13 protein-coding genes and 1 tRNA gene are annotated in these 11,573 nt (G+C 69.4%); 9 read left to right on the plus strand and 5 right to left on the minus strand.

Annotated features, from left to right (window positions below; all coding sequences use genetic code 11):
• The first annotated feature begins 4 nt into the window (after window positions 1–4).
• Window positions 5–1,393, plus strand: a complete 1,389-nt coding sequence (gene pntB, locus NQV15_RS00845) for a Re/Si-specific NAD(P)(+) transhydrogenase subunit beta (RefSeq protein ID WP_232402961.1) — start codon at window positions 5–7, stop codon at window positions 1,391–1,393.
• 88 nt (window positions 1,394–1,481) lie between these two features.
• Here the strand turns inward: pntB and upp are convergent, their stop codons facing one another.
• Window positions 1,482–2,123: a uracil phosphoribosyltransferase gene (upp, locus tag NQV15_RS00850; protein ID WP_232402963.1), complete on the minus strand. Its 642-nt coding sequence runs from the start codon at window positions 2,121–2,123 to the stop codon at window positions 1,482–1,484.
• 75 nt (window positions 2,124–2,198) lie between these two features.
• On the opposite strand from upp, the gene tadA reads away from it, so the two are divergent.
• The 6 genes from tadA (at window position 2,199) to NQV15_RS00880 (ending at window position 7,584) form a co-directional block, all read left to right on the plus strand.
• Complete coding sequence (tadA, locus tag NQV15_RS00855; RefSeq protein WP_257125075.1) at window positions 2,199–2,654, plus strand: tRNA adenosine(34) deaminase TadA; 456 nt, start codon at window positions 2,199–2,201, stop codon at window positions 2,652–2,654.
• Between the two features lie 23 nt (window positions 2,655–2,677).
• Complete coding sequence (locus NQV15_RS00860; RefSeq protein ID WP_232402965.1) at window positions 2,678–3,700, plus strand: NADPH:quinone reductase; 1,023 nt, start codon at window positions 2,678–2,680, stop codon at window positions 3,698–3,700.
• Window positions 3,701–3,707: 7 nt separating this feature from the next.
• A complete protein-coding gene (locus NQV15_RS00865) occupies window positions 3,708–4,679 on the plus strand; it encodes an LLM class flavin-dependent oxidoreductase (RefSeq protein ID WP_232402967.1) in 972 nt (323 codons plus the stop codon).
• A gap of 5 nt (window positions 4,680–4,684) precedes the next feature.
• Window positions 4,685–5,734 (plus strand): GNAT family N-acetyltransferase, encoded by a 1,050-nt coding sequence (locus NQV15_RS00870; protein ID WP_232402968.1) that lies wholly within the window; start codon window positions 4,685–4,687, stop codon window positions 5,732–5,734.
• Window positions 5,735–5,821: 87 nt separating this feature from the next.
• Complete coding sequence (locus NQV15_RS00875) at window positions 5,822–6,985, plus strand: LLM class flavin-dependent oxidoreductase (RefSeq protein ID WP_232403468.1); 1,164 nt, start codon at window positions 5,822–5,824, stop codon at window positions 6,983–6,985.
• On the plus strand, window positions 6,982–7,584 hold the full coding sequence (locus NQV15_RS00880) for an FMN reductase (protein ID WP_232402970.1): 603 nt from the start codon (window positions 6,982–6,984) through the stop codon (window positions 7,582–7,584). Before NQV15_RS00875 ends, NQV15_RS00880 begins: the two co-directional genes overlap by 4 nt.
• 9 nt (window positions 7,585–7,593) lie before the next feature.
• On the opposite strand, the gene NQV15_RS00885 is transcribed toward NQV15_RS00880, so the two are convergent.
• From NQV15_RS00885 to NQV15_RS00895, 3 genes are all read right to left on the minus strand, one after another.
• Complete coding sequence (locus tag NQV15_RS00885) at window positions 7,594–7,728, minus strand: hypothetical protein (protein WP_255670273.1); 135 nt, start codon at window positions 7,726–7,728, stop codon at window positions 7,594–7,596.
• Between the two features lie 172 nt (window positions 7,729–7,900).
• Entirely contained in the window at window positions 7,901–8,536 is a 636-nt protein-coding gene (locus tag NQV15_RS00890) for a nucleoside/nucleotide kinase family protein (RefSeq protein WP_232402972.1), read from the minus strand.
• A gap of 2 nt (window positions 8,537–8,538) precedes the next feature.
• A complete protein-coding gene (locus tag NQV15_RS00895) occupies window positions 8,539–9,588 on the minus strand; it encodes a dipeptidase (protein ID WP_232402974.1) in 1,050 nt (349 codons plus the stop codon).
• Between the two features lie 79 nt (window positions 9,589–9,667).
• Here NQV15_RS00895 and NQV15_RS00900 point away from each other — a divergent pair.
• Window positions 9,668–9,754, plus strand: a tRNA-Ser gene (locus tag NQV15_RS00900).
• Window positions 9,755–10,028: 274 nt separating this feature from the next.
• On the plus strand, window positions 10,029–10,337 hold the full coding sequence (locus tag NQV15_RS00905; RefSeq protein WP_232402975.1) for an EthD family reductase: 309 nt from the start codon (window positions 10,029–10,031) through the stop codon (window positions 10,335–10,337).
• Between the two features lie 89 nt (window positions 10,338–10,426).
• Here NQV15_RS00905 and NQV15_RS00910 read toward each other — a convergent pair whose 3' ends face one another.
• Window positions 10,427–11,428 (minus strand): resuscitation-promoting factor, encoded by a 1,002-nt coding sequence (locus NQV15_RS00910; protein ID WP_232402977.1) that lies wholly within the window; start codon window positions 11,426–11,428, stop codon window positions 10,427–10,429.
• Between the last annotated feature and the right edge of the window lie 145 nt (window positions 11,429–11,573).

Raw genomic sequence — 11,573 nt, forward strand, 5'->3', positions numbered from 1 at the left:
CCCGATGGATTCCCAGAGCATCGCCACCGCGGCGTACATCGTCGCCTCCCTGCTGTTCATCCTGTCCCTGGCCGGGCTGTCCAAGCACGAGACCGCCTCGCAGGGCGTCCTGTTCGGCATCTCGGGCATGACGATCGCCCTCGTCGCCACGTTCATCCTGGTCGCCGACCTCGCCGACACCACCTCGGTCGTGCTGCTGATCATCGCCGTCGTCATCGGCGGCGCGATCGGCCTGTGGCGGGCGCGTGTCGTCGAGATGACCGGCATGCCAGAGCTCATCGCGCTGCTGCACTCCTTCGTGGGCCTCGCAGCGGTGCTGGTGGGCTGGAACGGCTACCTGGCGCACGGATACTTCCCGCTGCAGTCGTTGGAGGACATCCACAACGCCGAGGTGTTCATCGGCGTCTTCATCGGCGGGGTCACGTTCACCGGCTCGATCGTGGCCTTCCTGAAGCTGTCGGCCCGCATCAAGTCCAACCCCCTGATGCTGCCGGGCAAGAACTTCATCAACCTGGGCGCGCTGGTGCTGTTCGTGGTGCTGACGATCGCATTCGTCATCAACCCCAACATCTGGCTGCTGATCGCGGTCACGATCGTGGCCCTGCTGCTCGGCTGGCACCTGGTCGCCTCGATCGGCGGCGGCGACATGCCGGTCGTCGTGTCGATGCTCAACTCGTACTCCGGCTGGGCGGCGGCGGCATCGGGCTTCCTGCTGGACAACGACGCCCTGATCGTCACCGGCGCGCTGGTCGGCTCGTCCGGTGCGTACCTGTCGTACATCATGTGCCAGGCGATGAACCGCTCGTTCATCTCGGTCATCGCCGGCGGCTTCGGCATCGAGGCCGGCCCCGCGGACGACAAGGACTACGGCGAGCACCGCGAGATCACCGCCGAGGACACCGCCGAGCTGCTCAAGAACGCCTCGAGCGTCATCATCACGCCCGGCTACGGCATGGCCGTCGCGCAGGCGCAGTACCCCGTGGCCGATCTGGTCCGCAAGCTGCGCGACCGCGGTGTCGAGGTGCGCTTCGGCATCCACCCCGTCGCCGGTCGCCTGCCGGGGCACATGAACGTCCTGCTGGCCGAGGCGAAGGTCCCGTACGACATCGTCCTGGAGATGGACGAGATCAACGACGACTTCAAGGACACCTCGGTGGTCCTGGTCATCGGCGCCAACGACACGGTCAACCCGGCCGCCACGGAGGACCCGTCCAGCCCGATCGCCGGCATGCCGGTGCTCACGGTGTGGGAGGCCGAGAACGTCGTGATCTTCAAGCGGTCGATGGCCACGGGCTACGCCGGCGTCCAGAACCCGCTGTTCTTCCGGGAGAACTCCCAGATGCTGTTCGGAGATGCCAAGGAGCGCGTCGAGGACATCCTCAAAGCCCTCTGACCACCAAGATTTGGCCTCTCGTCAACCGTTTCGTCCCCTATCGGGGACGCAAAGGGTTGGCGAGAGGCCAAATTTCGGTCGGACGGTTTCAGTCGGCGACGCCGTAGAGGCGGTCGCCGGCGTCGCCGAGGCCGGGCACGATGTAGGCCTGCTCGTCGAGGCCGTCGTCGAGGCCCGCGGTCACCAGGGTCACGGGCACGTCGACGCCCTCCAGGTCGGACTCGATGCGGGCGATGCCCTCGGGCGTGGCCAGGATCGTGATGGCGATGATGTCGTTGGCGCCGCGCTTGACCAGGAAGTTGATCGCCGCGGCGAGCGAGCCGCCGGTGGCCAGCATCGGGTCCAGGACGTAGCACTGGCGGCCGGTGAGGTCGTCGGGCAGGCGCTCGGCGTAGGTCACGGCCTCGAGCGTCTCCTCGTTGCGGACCATGCCCAGGAAGCCGACCTCAGCGGTGGGCAGCAGCCGCTGCATGCCCTCGAGCATCCCGAGCCCGGCGCGCAGGATCGGGACGACCAGCGGGCGCGGCTCGGTCAGGCGCACGCCCCGCGCCAGCGCGACGGGCGTCTGGACGTCGACGGGCTCGACGCGGACGTCCCGGGTGGCCTCGTAGGTCAGGAGCGTCACGAGCTCATCGACCAGCCGCCGGAACGTCGGGGAGTCGGTGGACTCGTCACGAAGCACCGTCAGCTTGTGCGAGATGAGCGGATGGTCGGCGACGTGTACCTGCATGTCTTGAGGGTAGCGTCGAGTCCATCGCACCTGACACCATCACAGCGAGACGTTGCCGACAGGAGGCATGCCCGGGTGACCTACGACCTGTGGATGGGTGAGGCGCTCGATCTCGCCCGGTCGACCGCTGCCGACGGTGACGTGCCCGTGGGCGCCATCGTCGTCGACCCCTCCGGCGCGGTCATCGGGCACGGGCGCAACACCCGCGAGCGCGACGGCGATCCGACGGGTCACGCCGAGATCGTCGCGATCCGCGCGGCGGCCGCGGCGGTGGGGGAGTGGCGGCTGGAGGGCTGCACGCTGGTCGTGACGCTGGAGCCGTGCACGATGTGCGCCGGGGCGATCGTGGCCTCCCGCCTGCGGCGGCTGGTGTTCGGGGCGTTCGACGACAAGGCGGGCGCGGTCGGTTCGCTGTGGGACGTGGTGCGCGACCGACGGCTCAACCACCGGTCCGAGGTGATCAGCGGCGTCCGCGCGCAGGAGTCGACACAGCTGCTGCGCGAGTTCTTCGCGACCCACCGGAACATCTGAGGCTGCGCCGTGTTGACACCGCCATGAGAGCAGTCGTGTACAGCCAGGCCGGGGATCCGTCGGTGCTCGAGGTCGTCGAGCGTGAACCGGGCGAGCCCGGCCGGGGTGAGGTGCGCGTGCGGGTCGTGGTGTCCGGCGTCAACCCGACCGACTGGAAGTCGCGTGCCGGTGCGACCGGGCAGCTTGCCTTTCCCGAGATCGTGCCGAACCAGGACGGCGCCGGCGTCGTCGACGCGGTGGGCCCCGGCGTGGACGGCATCGCGGTGGGCGACCGGGTGTGGATCCTGCTGGCCGCGCACGGACGTCCGACCGGCACGGCGCAGGAGCTCACCGTGGTCCCCGCCGATCGGGTCGTCCGCCTGCCCGACACGGCATCGTTCGATCTCGGCGCGGCACTCGGCGTCCCGGCGGTCACGGCGCACCGCGCGCTGACGGTCGCCGAGGGTGGGCCGACCCGTCTGGCCCCGGGAGCGCTGGACGGCAAGATCGTCCTGGTCGCGGGGGGCGCCGGCGCCGTCGGTCACGCCGCGATCCAGCTGGCTCGCTGGGCCGGAGCGACGGTCATCACGACCATCAGCAGCCCCGAGAAGGCGGCCCTCGCCACCGCCGCGGGAGCGCACCACACGGTCGACTACACGACGGGCGATGCTGCCGACGCGATCCGCGACCTGGCCCCCGGCGGGGTCGACATCGTCGTGGAGGTCGCACCGGCGGTCAACGCGCGGCTCAACCACGCCGTCATCGCCAACCGCGGCACGATCGCCGTCTACGCCAACAACGGTGGGGACAGCATGACGCTCGACGTCCGGGCGCACTTCTCGCTGAACGTGCGGTACCAGTTCCTGCTGCTGTACACGCTCGCGCCGGAGGCCATCGCGGCCGCCACGCACGACATCACCGCGGCCCTGGAGGCCGGCGCGCTGCCGGTGGGCGAGGAGGCTGGGCTCCCGCTCGTGCGCTTCCCGCTGGAGCGGACGGCCGATGCGCACGCTGCCGTCGAGAGCGGCGTGACGGGCAAGGTGCTGATCGACGTGACGGAGCGTTGATCGACTCGTGAGGCTCTCCCTGCTGGACCGCTCGCGGACCCGGGCGGGACGCCCCGAGTCCGAGGCGCTGAGCGGCTCGGTCGAGCGGGCCGTCCACGCCGAGCAGCTCGGGTACGAGCGGTTCTGGGTCGCCGAGCACCACGCGGTCCCCGGCATCGCGAGCGGATCTCCCGCGGTGCTGCTCGCCGCGATCGGCTCCCGCACCGAGCGCATCCGCATCGGCTCCGGCGGCGTGATGCTGCCCAACCACCAGCCGCTCGTCGTCGCCGAGCAGTTCCTGATGCTGCAGGCGCTGTATCCCGGACGTATCGACCTGGGCATCGGCCGATCGCTGGGATTCACAGCGCCGGTGCGGCGGGCGCTGCGACACGACGCCGGCGCCCTAGACACCTTCGAGGCCGATCTGGAGGAGCTGCGCCAGCTCCTCGTCGGCGACGCGGCCGTCACTGCGCATCCCGTCGCGGAGGGCCGGATCCCCGTCTCGCTGCTGGCGACCGGACGCGGGACGCAGATCGCTGCCCGCTTGGGCTTGCCCGTCGTCGCCGGTGGGCCGATCCTCTGGACGGACGCCGCGCAGGAGGCGATCGGCGCCTACCGTCGCGACTTCCGCCCCAGCGAGGACCTCGCCGAGCCGTACGTCACGATCTCGCTCGATGTCACGGTGGCGGACGACGACGCCACGGCCCGCGAGCTGGCCCTTCCGGAGATCTGGGCCATGGCCAGGTCGCGACAGATCGGTGAGTTCCCGCCGCTGGAGTCCGTCGCTTCGATCCGTGATCAGGCATGGGCGCCGCGGGTGCGCCAGCACGTCGAGAAGTCGCTTGCGGAAGCTGTCGCCGGATCGCCGCGCGCCGTCGGCCAGATGATCGACCAGCTCGCCGAGCGCACGGGCGCCGATGAGCTGATGGCCTCCACGTCGACCTACGACCGCGATGCCCTGTTCGAGTCTGACCGGGCCCTGCGCGACCTCGTAGGTTGAGGACCATGACGCACACGGTCGACGAGATCTCGATGCCCGGCTCCCTGCACGGACCGGGCAGCGAGCAGTTCCGGGAGTATGCCGCGGTGCGCAACGCGGTCGAGACCCACACCCTCGGCACGGATCTGCTGGTGATGGCGCCGCCGGAGATCTTGGCGGAGTACCGCGACAACCCCCATCGGATCCGGCGTCACGTCGTGGTGCGGGAGGACGACCGGATCGTCGGCCGAGGCATGGTCACGCTGCGGCCGCATCTGCCGGAGAACGGTGCGTACCTGATGGTCGATGTCCTGCCGACGCGCCGTCGACGGGGCATCGGCTCGGCCATCTTGCAGGCGGTCGAGGCGATCGCCACCGACGCCGGCGCGCGCATCCTCAAGGTCGCGGTGGCGCACTCGTCGACACCGGGCGGGCCACGCCTGGTCTCGCCGACTGGGTACGGGGACGTGTCCGCGTCGGACGACGGCGTGCGATTCCTGACCTCGCACGCGTACGCCCTCGAGCAGATCGTCCGGATCAGCGTGCTCGACCTCGGTCGGGCGGCTCGCTCCGAGCCGATCGACGCCGGCCCGGACGACCGCCTGCTCACGTGGGTGGGCCCGACACCGGACGAGTGGGTCGACGATCTCGCGGTGCTGCGGTCGCGCATGAGCACGGACGCCCCGACCGCCGGCATGGTGCAGGCCGCCGACCCATGGGACGTCGCTCGGATCCGCGAGCACGACGAGCGGATCTCCGGCAGTGGCCGCACGATGCTCACCGCCGCGGTCGAGCACGTGCCGTCGGGTGCGCTGGTCGGTTTCTCCGAGCTCATCTGCTCCGACGCCGGCCGGGTCGCCATCCAGGAGGACACCCTGGTGCTGCGGGAGCACCGGGGCAGGCGGCTGGGCACGGCACTCAAGGGGGCAGCGGCCGAGCTGCTGCGCCGTCATGCGCCCACCACCGAGGCGGTCGTGACATGGAACGCCGAGGAGAACCGGCCGATGCTCGACGTCAACGAGGCCATGGGCTTTCGCGCGATCGGTTACGAGGGCGCCTGGCAGCGCAGGCTCTGAAAGGCAGGGAATAGCCCGCGTGGTAACTTAGTTTAAGTTTCAACAAGCCCGAGATCGGGACTTGGAGAAGGAGATCTGATGACCAGCATGCAGTTCGGACTGTTCACGGTCGGTGATGTCACGACCGATCCGACCAACGGCACGACGCCGACCGAGCACGAGCGCATCAAGGCGACGATCCAGATCGCCAAGAAGGCCGAGGAGATCGGCCTTGACGTGTTCGCGACCGGCGAGCACCACAACCCACCGTTCGTCCCGTCCTCCCCGACGACGACGCTGGCCTACATCGCGGCGCAGACCGAGAAGCTCATCCTGTCGACGTCCACGACGCTGATCACGACCAACGACCCGGTCAAGATCGCCGAGGACTACGCGACGCTGCAGCACCTGTCGGACGGCCGGATGGACCTCATGCTCGGCCGCGGCAACACCGCACCGGTCTACCCGTGGTTCGGCTATGACGGCGCCAAGGCGGTCGAGCTGACCGTCGAGCACTACCACCTGCTGCGCCGCCTGTGGGACGAGGAGGTCGTGAGCTGGGAGGGCCAGTTCCGCACCCCGCTGCAGGGTTTCACCGCGACCCCGCGCCCGCTCGACGGCGTCCCGCCGTTCGTGTGGCACGCCAACATCCGCACCCCCGAGGTCGCCGAGCTCGCGGCGTACTACGGCGACGGCTTCTTCGCGAACAACATCTTCTGGCCCAAGGAGCACTACATCCGGCTGATCAACTTCTACCGGCAGCGCTACGCCCACTACGGGCACGGCACGCCAGAGCAGGCGATCGTCGGGCTCGGCGGCCAGTTCTACATCCGCAAGAACAGCCAGGACGCGGTCAACGAGTTCCGGCCGTACTTCGACAACGCCCCCGTCTATGGCCACGGACCGTCGCTGGAGGACTTCTCGTCGCAGACCCCGCTGACCGTCGGCAGCCCGCAGCACTTCATCGAGAAGACGCTGGCGTTCGCGGACTACTTCGGTGACTACCAGCGCCAGCTGTTCCTGGTCGACCACGCCGGTCTGCCGCTCAAGACGGTGCTGGAGCAGCTTGACGAGCTGGGCGAGGTGCTGCCGACGCTGCGCGCGGAGTTCGACGCCCGGCGTCCCGCGGACGCCCCCGACGCCCCCACCCACGCATCCCGCGTCGCCGCGTCGCTCGTTGAGCCTGTCGAAACGAAGCCTGTCGAGCCTGAAACGCCCGTCGAGCCTGAGACGCCCGTTGAGCCTGTCGAAACGACGGAGGTCTCCGCATGACCCACATCGTCGTCATCTCGTCGGGCCTGAGCGACCCGTCGAGCACCCGCATGCTGGCCGACCGGCTCGCGGAGTCGATCCACCGCCAGTCCGGCGACGTCTCGGTCGAGACGGTGTCGCTGCGCGAGCTCGCGCACGAGATCACCGATGCGATGCTGGCCGGATTCGCCCCGCCGCGCCTGCAGGACGTCCTCGACAAGGTGGTCGCCGCGGACGGCCTCGTGGTGGTCACGCCGATCTTCAAGGCGTCCTATCCCGGGCTGTTCAAGTCGTTCATCGACGTGCTGGACGCCGATGCCCTGATCGGCAAGCCGGTGCTGCTCGCGGCATCGGGCGGCACCGCGCGGCACTCCCTGGCCATCGACCACACGCTGCGGCCGCTGTTCGCGTACCTGCAGGCGCTGGTCGTGCCGACGGGTGTGTTCGCGTCCTCGTACGACTGGGGCACCGAGGGCGCCAATGCGCTCGGGGCCCGCATCGACCGTGCGGCGTCCGAGCTGGTCAACCTGCTCAAGGGCGCAGGGACGGGGCGTTCGCGGGACGACGAGTTCGACCTGTTCAGCGAGACGTTCCTGAAGGCGTCCAACCCCAACGCCTGAGCGCGTGCGTCAGCGGGGCTGGTTGCCCCGCTGGCGCACCTTGGCGACGGCGGACTTGATGCGGGCCTGGTTCTGGGGCTTGCGCGCCTCGCTGTAGACCTTCTTGGCGATCCCGGCTGCGGCGACTCCACGTAAGAACTTCATACCCATCAACTACCCCGTGGCGACGATCGCACACCCGTCCGGTCCCCGGCGGGGGACCGAGGATGAGGGTTTGCGGTAGCCCTGGCTACCCGAAATCCTTATCCTGCGTCGTGGACGGGACCCAGGATGAGGGAAAGGGGCTGCCCCGGCTGCCCGAAACCCTCATCGTGCGTCACCCCCGGGCGGGCTCGGTGATCACCAGATCGGCCGTGTCGCGCCGGGCGATGACGCGGCGAGCATTCGGCTCGTCGACCTCGTCGACCCAGGCCTGGGCGGCCGCGCGGTCCTTGCCGAACTTCACGTGACGCTCGACCAGCCGTGAGCGCCGGCGCCCGTCGTCGAGGTCGACGAACCACACCTCATCGAGCTCGGCGCGCACCAGCGGCCACGCGTCGGTGTCGTCGAGCAGGTAGTTGCCCTCGGTCACGACGATCTGCGTGGCCGGCGGGACGATGATCGCCGCGGCCAGCGGCTGCTCGAGCGTCCGCTCGAAGTCCGGCGCCAGCACGTCGTGGTCGCGCTCGGTCCGCAGGCGGCGCAGCAGCGACAGGTAGCCGTGCACGTCGAAGGTCTGGATCGCGCCCTTGGCGGCCAGTTGGCCCCGTTCACGCAGGGCGGCATCGGCCAGGTGGAAGCCATCCATCGGCACGTGCGCCACGGGCACCCCGGCTGCGCGCAGCCGCTTGACCACGGTCCGGGCCAGCGAGGTCTTTCCCGCTCCCGGCGCGCCGCAGATGCCCAGCAGGGCGCGGCGGTCAGGCTGAACGAGGCCGGCGGCGCGTTGCACCAGGTCGTCGATCCCGGGCACGGTCAGCTGCCGCCGGTGGCGTCGAGGACCCGCAGGAGATTGTCGCCCATGAGCTTGGCCAGGTCGCCGGACGACCAGCCACGCTCGGCGAGCCGGTCGAGGACCACCGCGTGCCCCGTGACGTCCCCCATCCGATCGGGGAACACGTCGACGCCGTCGTAGTCGCTGCCGATGCCGATGTGGTCGATGCCGGCCACGTCCCTGGCGTGCTCGATGTGCGCGACGACATCGTCCACGGTGCTGGCCGGGATGGCCGACGAGCAGTCGCCGGTGGACCAGTCGGCCACGCTCTGGCTGACGAAGAAGGGCACGTACGCGATCATGATGACGCCACCGTTGGCGGGCAGCCGCTCCAGGACGTCATCGGGCACGTTGCGCGGATGATCCGTCACGGCGCGGCACGAGGAGTGGCTGAAGATGACCGGCGCGGTGGAGACGTCGAGCGCATCGTGCATCGTCGTGGCGGCGACGTGGGACAGGTCGACCAGCATGCCGAGCCGGTTCATCTCGGCGACGACCTGGCGGCCGAAGTCGGTCAGCCCGCCGTGGACGGGCTCGTCGGTCGCCGAGTCAGCCCACGGGGTGTTGTCGTTGTGGGTCAGCGTCATGTACCGGACGCCGAGGCGCGCGAGCTCGCGCAGGACGGCCAGCGAGCCGTCGATGCTGTGCCCGCCCTCGGCGCCGAGCAAGGAGGCGATGCGCCCCTCGCGCCAGGCGCGCCGTACGTCGTCCCCGCGCCACGCGTACGCGAAGTCGTCCGGGTAGCGCTCGATCAGCCGGTGCACGAAGTCGATCTGCTCCAGCGTGTACGTCACGGCCTCGGCCGCCGGGATGTCGGACGGCGAGTAGACCGACCAGAACTGCCCGCCGACACCGCCGCGCCGCAGCCGGGCGATGTCGGTGTGGAACGTGCCGGTCATGTCGCCGTCGAGGCCTGCGACGGAGTACGCGCGGGTCTCGCGAGCTGCCCACGCGAGGTCGTTGTGGCCGTCGATCAGCGGCGCGAGCCCTGACGCCTCGATCGCCGCCGGCTGGGTCAGATCGGTGCTCATCGCTCCACCCTCGCAGACGAGGTGCCGCAAACAACAGGCGGTTTCGGGCAGGCGAGGACGGTCCGGTAAGGTTTTCCGCGGTGGCGTGTCCGAGCGGCCGAAGGTGCAACACTCGAAATGTTGTGTGGGTTCACGCCCACCGTGGGTTCAAATCCCACCGCCACCGCACGATGAGAACCCCCGATTTCACTGGAATTGCAGTGTAGTCGGGGGTTTTCTCGTTGGTCGAAAGGCCGCTCTGGGCACACCCTTTTTGCAGGTACGCGCCCTGCTGTCAGCGCAGTCCAGCTCGCGAGGTTCTCCGAATTCCCTGCCAAGGTGGGGAATTCGACTGTCTCCTACGCGGTTGCCACTCATAGATGGAACGGCCGAAACGTGCAAGTTGAGGGGGCGCGGCAGGCCGGCGCCTTTGCAACCAACACGAATCAGGAGAAACCATCATGACCACCAAGATCACGATCATCTACGACAACCCCCAGGACGAGGCGGCCTTCGAGGCCGGCTACCCCGAGCAGGTCGGGCTGGCCAAGAATCTCCCGGGCCTGCAGCGGTTCGAGGCAGCCAAGGTCTGGCCCAAGGAGGACGGCAGCCCGACGCCGGCCTATCGCCTGTTCGACATGTACTTCGAGGACTACGACGCCGCGAACGCAGCCGTCGCCACCGAGGAGGCAGCCGCGTTGTTCCCGAAGATCTTCGAGCTCGCGACAGGTGGTGTGCGCATCGTGTTCGCCGACGTCGAGCAGGGTTGATCCTGCACCACCCGGCACGACAGACACCCCGGGTCCGACTGCGTGAGCAGCCGGGCCCGGGGTGTCTGGCACCTCGTGCGTGTGCGGCGTCAGAGCTGCTTGCCGCAGACCGGCCACGGGCTCGCGCCGCGGGAGGCGTACAGCTTCTGCGCCCGCGCGGTCTGCTCGGACGCTGACGCGTCGCTGGGCTTGCCGCTGCCCCCGACGGACCGCCAGGTCTGCAGGTCGAACTGGTACAGCCCGTAGTACCCGGCGGCGTTGTACGCCTTCGGGTTGCCTCCGGCCTCGCACTTGGCGAGGGCGGCCCAGTTCAGGCCGTCGGAGGACGGCTTGGGGGCAGCCGATCCGGGATTCTTGGCGGCCGGACGAGGCTTGGGCGCAGTACCGACGAGGATCACCGCGTCCTTGGCAGGCTTCTGCGACCGGACCTTGCGGACGGTGCGGGTGAGGTCTCCGTCGTGAAGAACCTTGGTGACCCTGATCCGCTGGGCGCCTTCCTTGCCGGAGCTGACCTTCTTGCGCGTGCCGGCGGGAAGGCTCGCGTCCTTGCGGGTCACGGTGCCGGGCTCCAGGGTGCGGGTCTTGTACGACACGTCGTAGGCGACGCGGACGACGCGGATCGTGGCGCCGTCGCCGAAGCCCTCCGCAGGACGGTCCTCGGGTCGCTTGATGGAGACCTTGTCGTGCTTGCCCAGGGGGATGGCGGCGTCCGCGAGGACGTCCCGGGACTTCAGGCCGGTCGTGGTGACGGTCTTCTTCGTCCCGTCAGCGATCACGGTGACGTCGCTCGGGGTGATGACCTTCAGGGTCGGGCGCTCCGCGGAACGGGAGACGCTGATGTCGGCGCCCGGGTAGATGTCAGCCATCTGACGGGCCAAGGAGGCGTCGGTGCGAACGATGGTGCTGGCCGGCTCGCCGTCCACCTGCAGCTGGCCGGGTGCGGTCATCGCCAGCTTGGTGAACGGAGCGGCCTCGGCGCCGGAGTTGTTGTTGAGACCAATGGCCCCAGCGGCCACTGCGGCGGCTGCGGCTGTCGCCGCGCTGGCGGCGAGGACGGTGCGTTTGGTCGGGTACTTGGTCGGTGTGCGCATGGGCACGCCCCTTCGTGTCTTTGTGCTCTGGTGCGTTTCAGTCCTTCCCCACTGTGTCTCGCCGGACAAGCCGCAGCGGCGCCCAAACCCCTTCATCAATCTGTCTCGAATCCGGTTCCCGCCTGAGAGCGCGTGACGCGAATCA

Source organism: Aeromicrobium wangtongii, assembly GCF_024584515.1.
Taxonomy (GTDB): domain Bacteria; phylum Actinomycetota; class Actinomycetes; order Propionibacteriales; family Nocardioidaceae; genus Aeromicrobium; species Aeromicrobium wangtongii.

Excerpts from the sequence above, each read along its gene's own strand:
- upp (WP_232402963.1), bottom strand. The coding sequence starts at position 2,123 with ATGCAGGTACACGTCGCCGACCATCCGCTCATCTCGCACAAGCTGACG.
- NQV15_RS00875 (WP_232403468.1), top strand. The coding sequence starts at position 5,822 with ATGCAGTTCGGACTGTTCACGGTCGGTGATGTCACGACCGATCCGACC.
- NQV15_RS00885 (WP_255670273.1), bottom strand. The coding sequence starts at position 7,728 with ATGAAGTTCTTACGTGGAGTCGCCGCAGCCGGGATCGCCAAGAAGGTC.
- NQV15_RS00860 (WP_232402965.1), top strand. The coding sequence starts at position 2,678 with ATGAGAGCAGTCGTGTACAGCCAGGCCGGGGATCCGTCGGTGCTCGAG.
- NQV15_RS00905 (WP_232402975.1), top strand. The coding sequence starts at position 10,029 with ATGACCACCAAGATCACGATCATCTACGACAACCCCCAGGACGAGGCG.
- NQV15_RS00895 (WP_232402974.1), bottom strand. The coding sequence starts at position 9,588 with ATGAGCACCGATCTGACCCAGCCGGCGGCGATCGAGGCGTCAGGGCTC.
- NQV15_RS00870 (WP_232402968.1), top strand. The coding sequence starts at position 4,685 with ATGACGCACACGGTCGACGAGATCTCGATGCCCGGCTCCCTGCACGGA.
- NQV15_RS00910 (WP_232402977.1), bottom strand. The coding sequence starts at position 11,428 with ATGCGCACACCGACCAAGTACCCGACCAAACGCACCGTCCTCGCCGCC.
- NQV15_RS00880 (WP_232402970.1), top strand. The coding sequence starts at position 6,982 with ATGACCCACATCGTCGTCATCTCGTCGGGCCTGAGCGACCCGTCGAGC.
- pntB (WP_232402961.1), top strand. The coding sequence starts at position 5 with ATGGATTCCCAGAGCATCGCCACCGCGGCGTACATCGTCGCCTCCCTG.